The organism is Flavobacterium cyanobacteriorum, from assembly GCF_002251835.1.
GTDB lineage: Bacteria > Bacteroidota > Bacteroidia > Flavobacteriales > Flavobacteriaceae > Flavobacterium > Flavobacterium cyanobacteriorum.
In genome coordinates this window covers 1-16,033 of record NZ_NOXV01000218.1, presented here as the reverse complement: position 1 = coordinate 16,033, position 16,033 = coordinate 1, and the positions used below count along the sequence as shown (strand labels likewise).

13 protein-coding genes and 1 other RNA gene are annotated in these 16,033 nt (G+C 39.2%); 7 read left to right on the top strand and 7 right to left on the bottom strand.

Annotated elements, in window-relative coordinates; all coding sequences use genetic code 11:
- The first annotated feature begins 75 nt into the window (after nucleotides 1-75).
- Genes CHU92_RS05230 through CHU92_RS05220 form a run of 3 tightly spaced genes read left to right on the top strand, consistent with a single transcriptional unit; the run spans nucleotide 76 to nucleotide 3,850 of the window.
- Nucleotides 76-387 (top strand): hypothetical protein, encoded by a 312-nt coding sequence (locus tag CHU92_RS05230; protein ID WP_094413297.1) that lies wholly within the window; start codon nucleotides 76-78, stop codon nucleotides 385-387.
- A gap of 57 nt (nucleotides 388-444) precedes the next feature.
- On the top strand, nucleotides 445-1,161 hold the full coding sequence (locus tag CHU92_RS05225; RefSeq protein ID WP_094413295.1) for a GLPGLI family protein: 717 nt from the start codon (nucleotides 445-447) through the stop codon (nucleotides 1,159-1,161).
- 37 nt (nucleotides 1,162-1,198) lie between these two features.
- The gene (locus CHU92_RS05220) at nucleotides 1,199-3,850 is read left to right on the top strand and encodes a peptidase associated domain and porin domain-containing protein (RefSeq protein WP_129583016.1); all 2,652 of its coding nucleotides are present in this window, start codon (nucleotides 1,199-1,201) and stop codon (nucleotides 3,848-3,850) included.
- Nucleotides 3,851-3,944: 94 nt separating this feature from the next.
- Here CHU92_RS05220 and rny read toward each other — a convergent pair whose 3' ends face one another.
- The 4 genes from rny to CHU92_RS05200 all read right to left on the bottom strand — a co-directional run bounded on the left by rny (nucleotide 3,945) and on the right by CHU92_RS05200 (nucleotide 6,314).
- Complete coding sequence (gene rny / locus CHU92_RS05215; protein WP_094413291.1) at nucleotides 3,945-5,510, bottom strand: ribonuclease Y; 1,566 nt, start codon at nucleotides 5,508-5,510, stop codon at nucleotides 3,945-3,947.
- 53 nt (nucleotides 5,511-5,563) lie between these two features.
- A non-coding RNA gene (gene ssrS / locus CHU92_RS05210) (6S RNA) lies at nucleotides 5,564-5,669 on the bottom strand.
- Nucleotides 5,670-5,724: 55 nt separating this feature from the next.
- The gene (locus CHU92_RS05205; RefSeq protein WP_094413289.1) at nucleotides 5,725-6,018 is read right to left on the bottom strand and encodes a cell division protein ZapA; all 294 of its coding nucleotides are present in this window, start codon (nucleotides 6,016-6,018) and stop codon (nucleotides 5,725-5,727) included.
- A 5-nt stretch (nucleotides 6,019-6,023) separates the two neighbouring features.
- Nucleotides 6,024-6,314 (bottom strand): hypothetical protein, encoded by a 291-nt coding sequence (locus CHU92_RS05200; RefSeq protein WP_094413287.1) that lies wholly within the window; start codon nucleotides 6,312-6,314, stop codon nucleotides 6,024-6,026.
- A 178-nt stretch (nucleotides 6,315-6,492) separates the two neighbouring features.
- Here CHU92_RS05200 and CHU92_RS05195 point away from each other — a divergent pair, with 178 nt between their 5' ends.
- The 4 genes from CHU92_RS05195 (at nucleotide 6,493) to CHU92_RS05180 (ending at nucleotide 13,457) form a co-directional block, all read left to right on the top strand.
- Entirely contained in the window at nucleotides 6,493-8,208 is a 1,716-nt protein-coding gene (locus CHU92_RS05195) for a M23 family metallopeptidase (protein ID WP_094413285.1), read from the top strand.
- The gene (locus tag CHU92_RS05190; protein WP_394335737.1) at nucleotides 8,195-10,681 is read left to right on the top strand and encodes a TonB-dependent receptor plug domain-containing protein; all 2,487 of its coding nucleotides are present in this window, start codon (nucleotides 8,195-8,197) and stop codon (nucleotides 10,679-10,681) included. Before CHU92_RS05195 ends, CHU92_RS05190 begins: the two co-directional genes overlap by 14 nt.
- A 47-nt stretch (nucleotides 10,682-10,728) precedes the next feature.
- Nucleotides 10,729-11,457: a CREC-EF hand family protein gene (locus CHU92_RS05185; protein ID WP_094413280.1), complete on the top strand. Its 729-nt coding sequence runs from the start codon at nucleotides 10,729-10,731 to the stop codon at nucleotides 11,455-11,457.
- A gap of 158 nt (nucleotides 11,458-11,615) precedes the next feature.
- Nucleotides 11,616-13,457 carry a beta-L-arabinofuranosidase domain-containing protein gene (locus CHU92_RS05180; protein ID WP_094413278.1) on the top strand — a complete coding sequence of 614 codons (1,842 nt, stop codon included), beginning with the start codon at nucleotides 11,616-11,618 and terminating at the stop codon, nucleotides 13,455-13,457.
- Nucleotides 13,458-13,629: 172 nt separating this feature from the next.
- Here the strand turns inward: CHU92_RS05180 and CHU92_RS05175 are convergent, their stop codons facing one another.
- The 3 genes from CHU92_RS05175 to CHU92_RS05165 all read right to left on the bottom strand — a co-directional run bounded on the left by CHU92_RS05175 (nucleotide 13,630) and on the right by CHU92_RS05165 (nucleotide 15,919).
- Nucleotides 13,630-14,328: a DUF2971 domain-containing protein gene (locus CHU92_RS05175; RefSeq protein WP_094413276.1), complete on the bottom strand. Its 699-nt coding sequence runs from the start codon at nucleotides 14,326-14,328 to the stop codon at nucleotides 13,630-13,632.
- A gap of 74 nt (nucleotides 14,329-14,402) precedes the next feature.
- Complete coding sequence (locus CHU92_RS05170) at nucleotides 14,403-15,179, bottom strand: ABC transporter ATP-binding protein (RefSeq protein ID WP_094413274.1); 777 nt, start codon at nucleotides 15,177-15,179, stop codon at nucleotides 14,403-14,405.
- Nucleotides 15,179-15,919 carry an MlaE family ABC transporter permease gene (locus CHU92_RS05165; protein ID WP_094413273.1) on the bottom strand — a complete coding sequence of 247 codons (741 nt, stop codon included), beginning with the start codon at nucleotides 15,917-15,919 and terminating at the stop codon, nucleotides 15,179-15,181. Before CHU92_RS05165 ends, CHU92_RS05170 begins: the two co-directional genes overlap by 1 nt.
- Nucleotides 15,920-16,033: the final 114 nt, after the last annotated feature.

Here is a 16,033-nt window from a genome sequence, read left to right as displayed (position 1 = left end):
CACTAAAGAAATTTAATAAAATAAAAGTTTAAACCACTTCTATTTGTTTAAATCAATAACCAATTTTATTTAATTATGAAAACGTTTCTATTAAGCGGTTTTGCATGTATAGCAATGGTAGCCACATGCTTTGCAAACAATCAGAAAACTTTCGAGAGAGTATCAAGAGAAAAAGAAAAAGCACTGGTTGAGCAGTGTTGTACTCGGACTGCAACACAGGGCAGAGAAAAAAGGACAGCTACAAGGTGCTATACCCATAAAGATCAAGAAATAGCAAAGGGGCGTGCATGTGCGTTAGCACAAGCAGACGCTGACAAAGCAAAAGAAAGGTCTTATTCTCTTACCGTGACAAATAATGGTGTTGAAGAAGGGTCAGGAACTCCATAAATTATTAATCCCCTTTTACCAATCCCGGTAAAAGGGGATAATCTATATTTTAACAAGATGAAGCCTTTATTTTCCATTTTAATTTTTTGCCAGGTAATGTTATCTCAAACATTAACGGTTAAGTATAACAGTATTTTGTTAGATCAAAAAGATGATTACGGTAATTATTATTTCGAAAATGGTGTCCTGATAACAAACCAGGATAATAGTACTTACACAATTATTCCTAAAGATACCATTGTCGAAAATGAGATATTAGGATCAATAAGTAGCTCCAGTAATGATTACAAACAAGTTTTTTTTAAGGATATTAAAAATGGAACTGTAATCTATGATGAAACTAACGGAATGGGTGGCAGGACAAGGCTTGTTAAAGATGACACTTACAGAATTACATGGAAGATTAATGATAACCACAAGATTATCTTGGGATATGAGGCACAGGAAGCGACAGGCTGGTTTCGGGGCCGAGAGTATAGAGCCTACTTTGCTTCAAAGATTCCATATAGCAATGGGCCTTTTAAATTTGATGGGCTACCCGGCCTAGTCCTTGAAGTAATTTCCGAAGATAAAACGGTACACATTAGAGCCAAAGAAATTACTAAAAGTTCTGAGACAATATACTGTCCATTCAATATCAGCGAAAGGATGCTTACTTGGGCTGAATTTAAAAAAATATATAAATTATACTTCGAGAAAACAATTTCATACAGATCATCATCTGATTCACAAATTGTTGTTCCTAACAGGGGTATAGAATATTATGTTGATTAAGAATATTTTTTAATAGCATAATAGCCCTTATTTTACAATGAGAAATTTATTATTGTCATTTTTCTTTTTTCTTATATCTTTTCAATTCAAAGCTCAAACTATTACAGGTATAATATCAGATAAAAAGAGTGGTGTTGATAATGTATTTGTTACAATAAGAAAAGTAACATCTCCTAATTTAATATATCAGTTTACAACTACTAACAAAGACGGTTTTTATGAAATAAACCTTAAGTCAAAACAGGATTCTTTAATAATCGATGTAAACGCAGTTGATTATGAGCCTACTCAAAAGACCCTTTATAATGTACAGGATCGAAGCAGTCACAAGGTCGATTTTATTCTTGAACAAAGAATTACCGAGTTAAAAGAAGTAGTTATTGAGCATAAGCAGTCAATAGTTGTAAGAAATGATACTGTTACATATAATCCTGATTCATTTAAAGATGGTACAGAAAGGGTGGTTGAAGACCTCTTAAAAAAAATGCCAGGAATTAAGGTAGAGAAGAATGGCGAGATTAAATATAAGGGCAAAAGCATAAAGAAATTGCTGTTGGATGGTGATGACCTATTTGATTTACAATACACCATTGGGAGTAGAAATATTAATTCAGAAATTATTGATAAAGTACAGGCTGTAGAAAACTTTAATGATAATCCTTTATTAAAAAACCTTATTAATAGTGACGATGTTGCATTGAACCTTGTCTTAAAAAAAGGAAAGTTTGATATATCTGGTAATGCCGAGGCCGGGTATGGCTTTAGGGATAAATATGATTTATCCGCAACTGGATTGGTCATAAATAGAAAAATAAAAGGATTTTCTATTGGTACTTTTAATAATATTGGTAATAATATGTCGCCTTACGATTTTACTTCCGAGATAGTTTCTACAGGTCATGACGGAGATAAAACATATTTAACACCTCAGTTGTTGTATCAAGGGAATTTTTATTCAGATCTTGATGAGGGCTATCACCGCATTAATAACAGTTTATATTTAAATTCAAACTTCTTATATAAATTTTCAGACCGGACAAGCTCCAAAGTTAATGTTGGTGTGTATGATGATAAAATTTCGAGGAGAAATTCAAGGCTATCCATTTATTCTTTCAATAATGAGAGTTTCCAGGTGTCAGAATCTGAAATCTTAAAAAAAAAGCCGCGTCTATATAATGTAAACTGGCAAGTGCTGCATAAATCGGCAGATAGCCTTATGTGGGAGTACCTCGGTAAAATTAATTATGAAGATATTGATTTCCGTAGCCAGTCAGTTAACAATCAGATTAACCAATCCAATAAAGTAAAAACAACAAATATTTTTTTAAAGCAAAATCTTATTTTTACTAAACGGATTTCTCCAAACAGTGCCTTTACAGGTTACAGTCATTTTTCAAAAAGTAGTTCTCCACAAGAATATTTGCTGTCTCCGGGAACCTCACTATTTAATGATAACAGTACGATAATTGAGAACCGCCAGTCAGCCCGGTTTGATAAAGAATATTTAGTATTAAATTTTCAATATTTTATTAAATCAAAAAATACCCGGTTGTTATTTAAGGGCGGTTATAAGATGAATAGCAATGACTTTGAATCAAGGCTTTACGAAATTGCTGGTAATGGTGAAGAACGTACATCTTTAAATTTTCAAAATGACCTGCAATACAATATTATGATGCCTTACTTTGGAAGCAGTTATAGTTACGCAAAAAAAAAGTTTGCATTTACAGCAGGTTTATCCGCACAGTATTACAAGTTTAAACTTTTTAATCACAGTCAGGGCAAGTATAATAAAGAGAATGATTTAATTTTTATACCAGCAGCAGATGTCAGGTATTTCTTCAACCGGAAATCCTCTCTTAGTGCTCGCTACAGCTTTAGCCAAACGGCTCCAGAGGAAAAAAATATCTTTGGAGGATTTGTACTTAACGATTACCGTAGTTTCGTAAATAATGAAGTAGACGTAACGTTTTTAAAAACACATAGCTACTTATTGAACTACAGTTTCAACGATTTTTATAATTTAACTACTTTTCAAATATCATTAGGTCATAATTATAGAATAAATGATTATTTTGTTAGAAATATTATAAATTCAAATATATCAGCTTCGACATTTTTCCAGCTTGACGTCGGAAACAAAAATTATAACATAAATATCAATGGGGAAAAATATTTTCACTTTATGCGTACTACGCTACAGATAAATGTAAACTATTCTATATCACAAAGTAAAAATGTAGTTAATGAATCTAATCTTAGAGATGTTGAAAATAAAGTTGCTTTTTTTGATATTACAGGAAGAACCGGTTTAAGGGGTATGTTCGATTTCGAAAATAAAACGTCATTCATACATATCACATCACTATTGGGCGATGCCACTCAAAATAAATTTAGTACTCTATCAAATTCACTAAAATCTATCTTGAAAATAAGGTCTAATATAAAGGCAAATGCGACATTAAATTTCATAATGCCGGACTTATCAATTAATAATAATTATTGGTTTTTAGACACTGAATTGAGATATACATCAGCAAATAAAAAAGTCGAATATTCATTAATTGGCAGGAACCTTACTAATAATAAAAATTTCACAACAATCTCTATAACTGATTATGCGAGGTCTGTATCTTCACATAACCTTGTGGAACGTTTCATTATGCTAAAATGCAGTTTTAATTTTTAATTTTCAATAAAAAAGCTTACAAACTAGGTAAGCTTTTTTATTTAGGGCATTTCACTATCTTTCATGGTTTTAGACTTGCCCCGTAACGGAAACTTTATTTAGCAATATTAACAGCGCGGGTTTCGCGTATCACGGTAATCTTTACCTGTCCCGGATACGTCATTTCTGTCTGTATCTTATGTGAAATTTCAAAAGAAAGGTTGGCCGCCATTTCGTCGCTTACTTTTTCACTTTCTACTATAACACGAAGTTCGCGTCCGGCCTGTATGGCATAAGCGCTTTTCACGCCGCCGAAGCCATAGGCAATATCCTCAAGGTCTTTAAGCCTTTGTATGTATGAGTCAAGCACCTGCCTCCTGGCGCCCGGCCTTGCGCCTGATATGGCATCGCACACCTGCACAATAGGCGAAAGCAGCGACTTCATCTCAATTTCATCGTGGTGGGCACCTATAGCGTTGCAGACTTCTTCTTTTTCACCATATTTCTCTGCCCATTGCATACCCAGTAAAGCGTGTGGCAGGTCGCTTTCCGTGTCTGGTACCTTACCTATATCGTGCAGTAAGCCGGCCCTTTTGGCAAGCTTAACGTTCAGTCCCAGTTCAGCAGCCATGATACCGCACAACTTGGCTACCTCACGCGAGTGCTGTAGCAGGTTCTGCCCGTATGATGAGCGGTACTTCATCCTGCCCACTATTTTTATAAGCTCAGGGTGCAGGCCGTGTATGCCAAGGTCAATAACCGTACGTTTTCCTACTTCAACTATCTCGTCTTCTATCTGCTTGGCTGTTTTGGCTACAACTTCTTCAATACGCGCCGGGTGAATCCTTCCGTCGGTTACCAGTTTGTGCAGCGCAAGGCGGGCAATTTCGCGCCTCACAGGGTCAAAGCAGGATAATATAATAGCCTCAGGGGTATCGTCAACAATGATTTCAACACCGGTAGCAGCTTCAAGCGCACGTATATTACGGCCCTCACGCCCTATGATACGGCCCTTTACGTCATCTGACTCAATATTGAAAACCGATACGCAGTTTTCAACCGCTTCTTCGGTGCCAACACGTTGTATGGTATTAATGATGATTTTTTTGGCTTCCTGTTGCGCAGTAAGTTTTGCTTCTTCAATAGTTTCCTGGATGTGGGACATAGCGCTGCTTTTAGCCTCGGCTCTCAGGCTTTCAATAAGCTGGTTTTTAGCATCTTCTGCCGAAAGGCCCGAAATTACTTCAAGCTGCTCCACCTGGCTTTTGTGCAGCCTGTCAATTTCCTGCTGCCTTTTATCAAGATGGTCAATACGGTTGTTGTAGTCAGCAATCTTGGTTTCAAGCTCATCGTTCAGTTTTTTTGATTTGGCAAGCTCATTTGAAACCTGCGACTCTTTGTCGCGGGTCCTTTTCTCGGCTTCGGCAATCTTTTTATCCCTGGCCAGTATTACCTGCTCATGCTCGGCTTTCAGCTCCAGGAATTTTTCCTTGGCCTGTAGTATTTTATCTTTTTTAGCGGCTTCAGCCTCATTTTTTGCATCTTTCAGTATTGATGCGGCTTCTTTCCTGGCATTTTTAAGCAGGTTAGAAACATTTTTTTTCTCGAGGAATTTTGCAATTCCGAACCCTATCCCTATCCCGGCGATACAGGCAATAATTATTAATAATGTAGAATCCATAGTTAGGTTGCTTGTAATGTATAATAAAAAAGCCTACATCAGGATGATTGTATAAACTCGTATTGACAAGTTTTGAGCTAACCCGCTGTTCAAGGATCTGCCCGGGGCAGCTTGCTTTAGTAGCGGTGATTCGCCCATTTTAAAGAATTGGCGTTGAGTTTATCAAATATGTACTAATGTAGGCAGTATTATTGACGTATGTAAAGAACGTTTTTTATTTTGAGAGAACAGCATCAATTTTTTCATTCATCCTTTCAAGCCTCAGCAAAGCTGTTTCAACATCAGCTGACTTTTCGATGTTTCTTTGTTCAGCCTGCGCCGCAAATTGCAGTGCGCACATAGCCAGTACATCCTGCTTATCCCTCACGGCATAGTTTTCTTCAAACTGCTTAATCATGGCATCAATTTTTTTTGAAGCGCTCCTTAGCCCTTCTTCCTGCGACATGTCCACTGTTAGCGGGTATACCCTGTCGGCAATTGATATCTTTATCTTAAGCTTTTCATCCATCTTTCCTAATCAGAGAGTTGTGCTATGCAATAATCAATTTCGCGGATCAATGAATTTATCTTGAGTTTTGTTTCCCGTTTATTGTCGTCACTGCCCAGTAATGAATTGGCTATGCGTAAAGACTCAATTTGTTTTTTTAATGAATCAATCTCGCCTGACTGTGTGCGTATTACCGATGCTGACCTTGAAATTTCATTTTTCAGTTCCTGGTTAGCCTTTTCAAGCTGTTCCGCTTTCTGGACCAGCCTGTCAAGTTTAAGCTCAAGAGAATCAACTAATTCGGTTAACCCGCTCATTCCCGTCAGTTTTCATTACATGATTATACAAAGTTACTATTCCTTTCATTATTTACAACTGTTTAACTAAAAAATGTTACAAAATGTTTTTTTAGGTTGTAATATTTTGCTTTGCAAACAGTTATAAGTTTAATGCCGGTATTCTTGTTTTTGCCCGCATTTTTTATATTTTAGCAAGATGAGATTGCCATATTTACTATTGTTTTTTACCGCTTTGTCCCTTGCCCAGAACCAATATCCGCAGGATTATTTCCGATCGCCTATGGACTTGCCGGTGCATCCTTCAGGTACGTTTGGCGAACTGCGTAACAATCATTTTCACTCAGGGCTTGATTTCCGCACAAAACAAAAGGAAGGCTTTCCGGTATATGCCGCCGCAGAGGGCTATGTTTCCAGGATAAAAGTGTCAGCTTATGGCTATGGCCTCGCATTGTATATTGACCACCCCAACGGATATACTACAGTATATGGCCACCTGCTTAAGTATGCTCCTAAAATAGATGACTTTATAAGGGACAAGCAATACAAAAAACAATCTTTTGAAATTGACCAAATGCTAAAACCGGGGGAGATTATAGTCCAGAAGGGCGAACTTATAGCATATTCAGGCAATTCCGGCGGGTCAGGTGGTCCGCACCTGCACTTTGAGTACCGGGACACAAAAACTGAAGCCATTATCAATCCGCTGCTTTTCGGGTTGAGCCAGAGTATGACTGATACAATAGCTCCATTCATCCATGGTATCATGGTCTATCCATTATCTGATGATGCTGTAATAAACCAGGCCAGGAAGCCTTACCTTGTTAGCCTCAGGCATACACCCGAAGGTACTTACCTGGTTGATAAAATCAGGGCGAAAGGCAAAATTGGACTTGCCATATATGCCACTGATAAATCAGCCGGAAGTATGAGCAATAATGGCATCTATAAGGTGGAAACCTTTTGTAACGGCACACCATCGTTTGGTTACACATTTGATACTTTTGCTTTTAATGAATCGCGTTATGTAAATTATTTTATAGATTATAGTCATTATTATTCAACTGGACTGCGTTTCCAAAAGCTTTTTGTTAAGAATCCATATAACCTTTCAATCATAAAAAGTAATAAATCTAACGGGCAGTTTGACATTAAACCGGGCAACGTGCAGAATTTTAAAATTGAAGTTTCTGATTTTCATCAAAATAAAGCTGTCATTTACGGAAGTGTGGAATATTCTGATGAGCCGGCTACGGTTACTGAACCCAGGAAAATAACACCATATTATGTCAGGGCCGGCTATGACCATAACTACACAAACAATAACGTTTCTGTATTCATACCCGCCAATGCTTTTTATGAAGATTTTTATCTTGATTTTAAAGTAAAAGACTCTATATTGCAGTTGCATTACCCTACGGTGCCCGTACATACATATGTTGAACTCTCTTTTGATGTGGCACACCTGCCTGCCCCTGTACTGCAGAAAACATTTATAGCTGGCGTTACGGATAAAAAAATATTTTACAATGAAAGCCGCCTGGAAGAAGGCAGGCTGGTAGCAAAAGTAAAGACGCTGGGCGAATATAAGCTGGCGCAGGATACAGTTGCCCCTAAAATTTATGCCCCTGATTTTAAGGAAGGTAAATGGCTGAGCAAGAAAGATACGTTCAGCGTCAGGATAAGTGATGAACTTTCGGGTATCGCTACATTCGATGCCTGGCTTAACGGGAAATGGGCACTGATGCATTATGATTATAAAAAGAAAACGATTCACCATAACTTCAGTGACGGAATAGTTGCCGAAGGTAAAAACGAATTAAAAATCATGGTTACAGATAATGTAGGAAATTCTGCTACCTTTGATACTCATTTTTTCAGAACCCAAAATACTCCGCCTGTTGAGAACGATTAAAACTTTAACCGCAATATTATTTATACTGATCACTACAGCGGCATTTGCACAAAAAAAGCCCGTAATGTATGGCGTTATACTTGACGAAAACCGGCAGCCTGTTGAAGGTGTTAATATATATTATGCTGATATTGAAGGTACCATACGTACTGTGAGCGACCGCACCGGCTTTTACAGGATTGAATTACCTGTAAACCGGAAAGTGATTGTTTGGTTTGAACATATCAGCTTCAGGCTTTCTTCTGTAGAAAATATAAGCCTGCAGGCCAATGACAAATTTGAATTCAACCTTTTGATGGTTAGCGGCTACCAGGAAATCACAGGTGTCGTTATTGAAAGTGACACAGGGAAAAGAAGGGTAGAAGGGCTTACTGCCATATCGCCCGATGTAATACGCAATATACCCGGTGCCAATGCGGGGGTAGAGAATATTATTAAACTTTTAGGGGGGAACTCTAACAATGAACTCAGTACCCAGTATGCTGTAAGAGGTGGTAATTACGACGAAAACCTTGTATATGTTGAAGATGTAGAAATATACCGCCCGTTCCTTATCCGCTCAGGACAGCAGGAGGGGCTGAGCTTCACTAATACAGCCATGGTGGAAAATGTAGATTTTTCTGCAGGCGGTTTCCAGGCCAGGTTTGGCGACAAGCTGTCATCCGTGCTTGATATTACCTACAGGCGGCCCGTGCGTTTCGGTGCAGCGCTCGAAGCCAGCTTCCTTGGAGGGAGCCTTACCGCGGAAGGGGTATCAAAAAACGGTAAGTGGAATGCTATAACGGGAGTGCGTTATCGCGACAACAGCCTGCTGGTAAACAGCCAGGAAACACAAACCAACTTCAGGCCCACTTTTGCGGATATACAAACAATGGTAAATTTTAATCCGAACGAAAAATGGGAACTGAGCTTTTTAGGTAATATATCGCAGAATAAATACCACTACCAGCCACTGAGCAGGCAGACCAATTTTGGTACGGTTGATGACCCTATAGCCCTACAGATTGTTTATGACGGCCAGGAGAAAGATGAATATGAAACGTATTTCGGCGCTGTAAAATCAACTTATAAAGTATCAGATAACTTTACGCTGAAAGTAATCGGGTCGGTTTACCACACACAGGAGCAGGAACATTTTGATATACTGGCACAGTATGCTCTTGGTGAAGTAGACACCAATATAGGCTCTGATACTTTCGGTGATATACGTTTTGCCCGCGGCGTGGGCAGCCAGCTTAACCATGCACGCAATAACCTTGATGCGCTTATTGTTAATGGCGAAGTTAAAGGCTTGCACAACATAAAGAAAAACCAGGTGGAATGGGGTTTCAAATATACCCGGGAGGATATAAGGGACAGGCTTGTGGAGTGGGAAGTAATTGACTCTGCCGGTTTTTCGCTTAACCCGCCACGGATTGACCTGCCGGTAAACGACCAGCCCTACAACCCCTATTTCGGGCCACTTGTGCCTTACCAAAACGTGAGGGCTACCAATTTTGTGGAAATTAACCGCTTTTCGGGCTATGCGCAGTGGAGCCGAAGGGCAAAACTGGGTACTGCCGACATATTCATGAATGCGGGCGTAAGGGCACACCAGTGGGTAGTGTCTACCCGCGGCGCTAATGGCAACAGCCAGGTTACTTTTAGCCCAAGAGTACAGTTTTCTATAAAACCTGCCTGGGAAAAGGACATGCTCTTCCGTCTTTCAGGAGGATTTTACCATCAGCCCCCTTTCTATAGGGAACTCCGCGATTCTCTTGGAATTGTACGGCCTAATGTAAAAGCACAACAGTCAATACATATAGTTTTGGCTAATGACTACAGTTTTAAATTGTGGAACAGGCCTTTCAGGCTGGTATCCGAAGCATATTATAAAAAACTGGATGATGTCAATACCTACACACTCGAAAATGTAAGGATACGCTACAGGGCCAATAATGATGCCGTAGCCTATGCATACGGGCTTGATGTAAGGATGAACGGGGAGTTTGTACCCGGGGCAGAATCATGGCTCAGCTTCGGCTATATGCGTACCGAAGAAAACCTTAATGACAGGGGCTATATAGCAAGGCCTACAGACCAAAGGCTGAAATTTGGTGTCCTGTTCCAGGACTACGTGCCTAACATACCCAGCTTAAGGCTATACCTGAACCTGGTGTATAATACAGGGTTGCCGGGCGGCTCCCCATCGTATGCCGACCCTTACCAGTACCAGCTGAGGCTTAACGATTACAGGCGGGCCGATGCAGGTTTTTCATACGTATTTGTTGATGGGAAAAAGCAATACCCCCAAGGCCACTGGCTCAGTAAATTCAGGGAGCTGGCGCTCGGGTTGGAAATATTTAACCTGTTCAATAACCAGAATGCCATTACCAATACCTGGGTACGCGATGTTTATACTAAGACACAGTATGGTATACCCAATTACCTTACCACCCGCGTTTTCAGCTTAAAGCTTAATGTCCGGATATAATTATTGAAACAATTTCCTTACTTTTGGACAACAACCCTTTACATATTATGAGAAAAGCCATTCTTGCCCTATTAGCTGTCGTCTCTACAGGTATTTTCAGTTGCCGCGAAGAGGGGGAAAAACCTAAAGTAAGATATGAAGCACCGAAAAGCAGCGGAAGTTCGGCGGCGGCAAATGATACTACCGATATTAAAGTAGCCGATCTCCCTATACTCATGGAAGGAACCAAATACCTTATACATCCTGTGGGCGATATAAGGGTATATGACACAAGTAATAAAATTTATGGCAGCAGCAGGACCAACAGTTCTGTCAGCTATGCCATATCCAATTACAACCAGTATGAAATTACAGGCTACTTTGAAAACCTCAAATTCCAGCATATAGATTCTACTTCGCTCAGGCCGCTTACCAATACGAAACTGCAGATACAAACAGCGACATATTTAAATACTATTGCAACACGGCTAAAAAAACAGTTGCTGGTATATACTTTGGTAGACTCCGATACAAACCGTGACGGAAAAATAGATGCCAATGATATACGGTCGCTGTACATCAGCGATATAAGCGGAAACGGGTTCAAAAAGCTTTCAAGCGACATGCAGGAACTTATAGACTGGAATATTATCGAAACACAAAACCGCCTTTATTTCCGTACAATTGAGGATATTAATAAGAATGGCGCTTTTGATAAAAATGATTTAGTACATTACCATTTTGCCGACCTTTCTTCCCCCGACTGGAATGTTTCGGTTTATGAGCCGGTCAAATAACGCTTATTCCATTCCCGGGGTTTTTAGCATAAAGCAAAAGTATAGCATCAGGAGCGATTAAAAATTGTGAAACCGTAGCCTTTAACGTGTTTAACTAATGGAAACACTATCCTATGACTCATCCTATATTCATAATGTAATTCTTTGCTCAAAATGCCATGGAAAAATTAACTTTTTTGCCTTTTGGAAGTATAAAGCCAATAGGCTGGCTCAAGAAACAAATGCAAAAAGATATAGATGGTTTTGTGGGAAATTTGGACAAAATTGTTCCTGAATTAATTAACGACCCAATTTATGGTACAGGGCGCCTGCAAAAACACTCCAAAGCTAAAGACTTAGGCAATCTAAAAGCCGGAGATCCAGAAGGTAATGAGCAGTATAAATGGTGGAATAGCGAAACCCAGTCTAACTGGTGGGACGGTTATTTGCGGAATATATTTTTATTAGGGGATAAAGACGGCATTGAAAAAGTTAAGAAATATGTTGAGGCTATCCTTAAAACCCAGGATGAAGATGGCTACATAGGGATATACGGCAAGGAACTTCGTTATAGATTCAATTCCGAAAATGGAGAATTATGGTCAAAAGCCAGTTTATACCGTGGTTTATTAGCGTACTACGAATACACAAAAGATAAAGAGGTTCTCACGGCAGTTAAGAGAGCTGTAGAAAATGTAATGTTAAACTATCCTGTTAACAATTCAAGTCCGTTTAGCTCCGGGACTTCATTTAATGGTGGCGTATCACACGGATTAACATTTACGGATGTTTTAGAAAGGTTTTACTTTTATACCAAAAATCAAAAATACAGGGATTATGCTTTGTTTCTTTATAATGATTTTTCAAACACCTGTCAATCCGAAGCTGATGCTCAATTGAAAAATATTCTTAATCCTGAATACAAACTACAATCTCACGGGGTACATACTTATGAGCATATCAGGGCTTTGATTATTGCAAAATATGCTTCCCAAAGCGCAGAGTTATCCAGGGCACTGGATATATATTTAGAAAGGATAAAAAATGCCACTACAATTAGTGGAGGCGCTATTGGTGATGAGTGGATTGCAGAGCGGAATGCTGATGCTACACATACAGGCTATGAATATTGTTCGTTACAGGAACTGCTGGACAGTTATAACCTGCTGCTTCAAAAAACGGGAAATGCAGCCATTGGAGATAAGATAGAAAATATTTTTTATAATGCGGCACAAGGTTCCAGAAATCCAATACATTCTTGTATTGCTTACTTAAAAACAGATAATTCCTTTGAAATGTCAGGTACTAAAAATGGCGAAACAGGCACCCACCGAAAACAGACACGTTATAAATACTCGCCGGCTCACCAGGATATAGCGGTGTGCTGCAATCCTAATGCTGGAAGAATTACGCCTTATTTTATCCAGAATTCGTGGATGAAAGAAAATGAACACACTTTGGTTGCCACACTGTTAATGCCCAATGTCTTAAAAACTCAGATGAATGGAAGTAAACTTAAAATTGAAAACAAGACCCGGTATCCTTATCAAAATGATTTCAGCTTTAAAATATCGCAAACAAAATCATCAAAATTCACCTTAAAAATCAGGAAACCTGATTGGGTAAAAACAGTAAAAACGGATGAAATTTTTAAAATAGAAGATGATTTTATAGTAATTGAAAGGGAATTTGCCGCCAATGACAGTGTAAGTATTTCTTTTGACGCAGAAGTTAAGATTAATAAGGATAATGCTGGTAAACATTACTTTACTTATGGCGCGTTGCTTTTTGCATTGCCCATTAAAGCCAGGGAAATTAAAGGGAAAAATTATACATTAAATTTTTCAGATGTAATGTATGAGCCACTATCTGCCGCAAAATACAGTTTTAAAAAAAATCAAACCGCAAAATATAAAAATGGCAGGATAGAAATAAAATTAATCAATGGAAAGACCCATTCCTTAGAAAAAACAGCACTTATCCCAGTAGGAAAAACAATATTGCGACAAGCAACATTTTAAAGGACTTCTGTTGCCGCCAGTAACAGTAGTATAGCTTTTTTTTGGTATATACTAATTCTAATCACAACTTTTTTTTGAAATAGTGCCAGTCAGGAATTACTTAAAAAACTTCCGGGACAACCACTCAACACGGTGTTTTTACCTCAATAGCTTAACATCCGGCTAAACCCATTTAAATCAAAATCTCGCTTTCCAGGTCTGATTTTTCAATCCTGAAATTAAAACCCAGTTGCTGCATGAGCTGTATAACAAGGTTCTTGTACCAGTTTTCTGATTTTGGGTGTATGTATAGGGCTTCAATCATGGCATTAACGTCAATGTCAACCTTAATACCGTCATTTATATTCTTGTTGTATTTCCTCAGGTCTGATATAATCCGCACCTCCCGTTCATACTGGAAGCTTTTCCTTTTAAACAGGAACGGGAAAAAGTCATTGTCAAAAGGTATATGCTCTTTTTTATAGTCTATATATTTTACTTCCCCAATGTGCTGTTCAAACCGGCTTTCCGGTACCAGCGCTTCCTGCAGCCTGTTGACGGTCGACTGTATGGCGAGGCCTTCGTTATTTTTAGTAAATATCTGCCACATCGCAAACGATTCATATTCATTGATGTGCCAGCTGCTCACCACAATATTTTTCCGGTGGTTCTTGTAAGCGTCCAGAAACCCGGGCTTATGTTCAGATATTTTTTTAAGTTCTTCAAAGGTAGGCTCGCTGAAGGTGCCTTCGTACTGGTCTTCAAATTTGTCTGAGCGCGACATGAACAACTGCCTGCATAGGAGCAGGTCCAGGAATTTGGACAGGTCAAGGTATTTCCATACAATAGTATCGGGCGCCGGAGCATCAATATTTTTGTGAGAAATGTACATAACCTTTACTTATTAAAACTATACCGGGACTTAAGCTCCACCGAATCCTGCCCGGCAGCCTGTTCCATTTAGAGCTATGTATCTTCCTCTTCTTCCGCAAGAAGGCTTTCACGCACTTTCTTGAAAAGGTCTGAGGAATATACAAATTCTACAATTGATTTATTGCGTGTTTCCAGTATTTGCTCTTTGTTGCCTTCCCATTCTTTAACCCCGTTTTTGAGGAATACAATCTTTTCCCCGATTTGGAGCACCGAGTTCATGTCATGGGTGTTGATCACGGTGGTAATGTCATACTCGCGTGTAATCTCCTGTATCAGCTCATCAATAAGGATAGATGTTTCCGGGTCAAGGCCCGAGTTTGGCTCATCACAAAACAGGTATTTCGGGTTGTTTACAATAGCCCGCGCAATAGCTACCCTTTTCTGCATACCTCCCGAGAGTTCATTGGGAAATTTTTTATTGGCATCTTTCAGGTTCACGCGCTCCAGCACCTGGTTTACGCGTTCCCTTACCTCGCGGCTGTTCTTTTTAGTGAACATTTTCAGCGGAAAGCCTACATTATCTTCCACATTCATGGAGTCGAACAGCGCACTGCCCTGGAACACCATGCCTATTTCGGTACGCAGCGCCCTTTTTTCATCAGGAGTAAGCTCTGAATAAATTCGGCCGTCAAAAGAAATGGAACCGGCATCAGGGGTATGTATGCCCAGCAGGCTCTTGAGCATAACTGTTTTACCCGAACCGCTACGGCCTATTATAAGGTTGGTCTTGCCGGTATCAAAGGTTGTAGAAATGCCTTTAAGCACCTTAGCCTCACCAAATGATTTTTCTATGTTTTTTACTTCTATCATTAGCTTAAAAGCAATTGTGTTACTATATAATTGAGCAGGATAATTACCACACTGGTCCACACAAATGCCGTGGTACTTGCCTTACCCACTTCAAGCGCGCCGCCTTTCATGAAAAAACCATGGAATGATGGTATGGTAGCCAGCATGAAACCAAAAATAAAGGTTTTAAAAAAGGCATAGAAGACGTGGAAAGGTTTAAATTCGGTCTGGATACCCTGTATGAATTCATCACTGCCTACAAACCCGCCATATACACCGGCTATCCAGCCGCCCAATATTCCCAGGAACATGGATACCGATATTACAAAAGGATAGAGCAGGAACGCGATTATTTTTGGGAAAACAAGATAGTTAAGCGAGTTAACACCCATAACCTCCAGTGCGTCTATCTGCTCGGTTACGCGCATGGTGCCGATACTGGAAGTAATATACGAGCCGGCACGCCCTGCCATGATTATAGAAATAAAAGTGGGTGCAAACTCCAGTATTACCGATTGCCTTGTGGCAAAAGCGATAAGCGATTTGGGGATAAGCGGGTTGTTGAGGTTGAGGGCCGTCTGTATGGCTACAACCGCGCCGATAAAGAATGAAATAAAGGCAACAATACCCATGGACCCGATAATCAGGTCATCAATTTCTTTTAGGATAAGGGGTTTCATCACCTTCCACTTTGTAGGTTTATTAAATACTTCCTTAATCATCAGGAAGTACATTCCGATATAATGTAACGCTTTTATCATGTAAGGGTTGCAAAAAAATAAACGCTAAAGTACCACATTGTGGCGGTATAATTACAGCACTTAATAGTTTTTTTTAAGTACACGACAAAAATTGTATTAAATTAATTTCCAGCT

Bases quoted from the DNA above. Each gene is read 5' to 3' on its own strand.
- CHU92_RS05230 (WP_094413297.1), top strand. From the start codon at position 76: ATGAAAACGTTTCTATTAAGCGGTTTTGCATGTATAGCAATGGTAGCC.
- CHU92_RS05225 (WP_094413295.1), top strand. From the start codon at position 445: ATGAAGCCTTTATTTTCCATTTTAATTTTTTGCCAGGTAATGTTATCT.
- CHU92_RS05220 (WP_129583016.1), top strand. From the start codon at position 1,199: ATGAGAAATTTATTATTGTCATTTTTCTTTTTTCTTATATCTTTTCAA.
- rny (WP_094413291.1), bottom strand. From the start codon at position 5,510: ATGGATTCTACATTATTAATAATTATTGCCTGTATCGCCGGGATAGGG.
- CHU92_RS05205 (WP_094413289.1), bottom strand. From the start codon at position 6,018: ATGGATGAAAAGCTTAAGATAAAGATATCAATTGCCGACAGGGTATAC.
- CHU92_RS05200 (WP_094413287.1), bottom strand. From the start codon at position 6,314: ATGAGCGGGTTAACCGAATTAGTTGATTCTCTTGAGCTTAAACTTGAC.
- CHU92_RS05195 (WP_094413285.1), top strand. From the start codon at position 6,493: ATGAGATTGCCATATTTACTATTGTTTTTTACCGCTTTGTCCCTTGCC.
- CHU92_RS05185 (WP_094413280.1), top strand. From the start codon at position 10,729: ATGAGAAAAGCCATTCTTGCCCTATTAGCTGTCGTCTCTACAGGTATT.
- CHU92_RS05180 (WP_094413278.1), top strand. From the start codon at position 11,616: ATGGAAAAATTAACTTTTTTGCCTTTTGGAAGTATAAAGCCAATAGGC.
- CHU92_RS05175 (WP_094413276.1), bottom strand. From the start codon at position 14,328: ATGTACATTTCTCACAAAAATATTGATGCTCCGGCGCCCGATACTATT.
- CHU92_RS05170 (WP_094413274.1), bottom strand. From the start codon at position 15,179: ATGATAGAAGTAAAAAACATAGAAAAATCATTTGGTGAGGCTAAGGTG.
- CHU92_RS05165 (WP_094413273.1), bottom strand. From the start codon at position 15,919: ATGATAAAAGCGTTACATTATATCGGAATGTACTTCCTGATGATTAAG.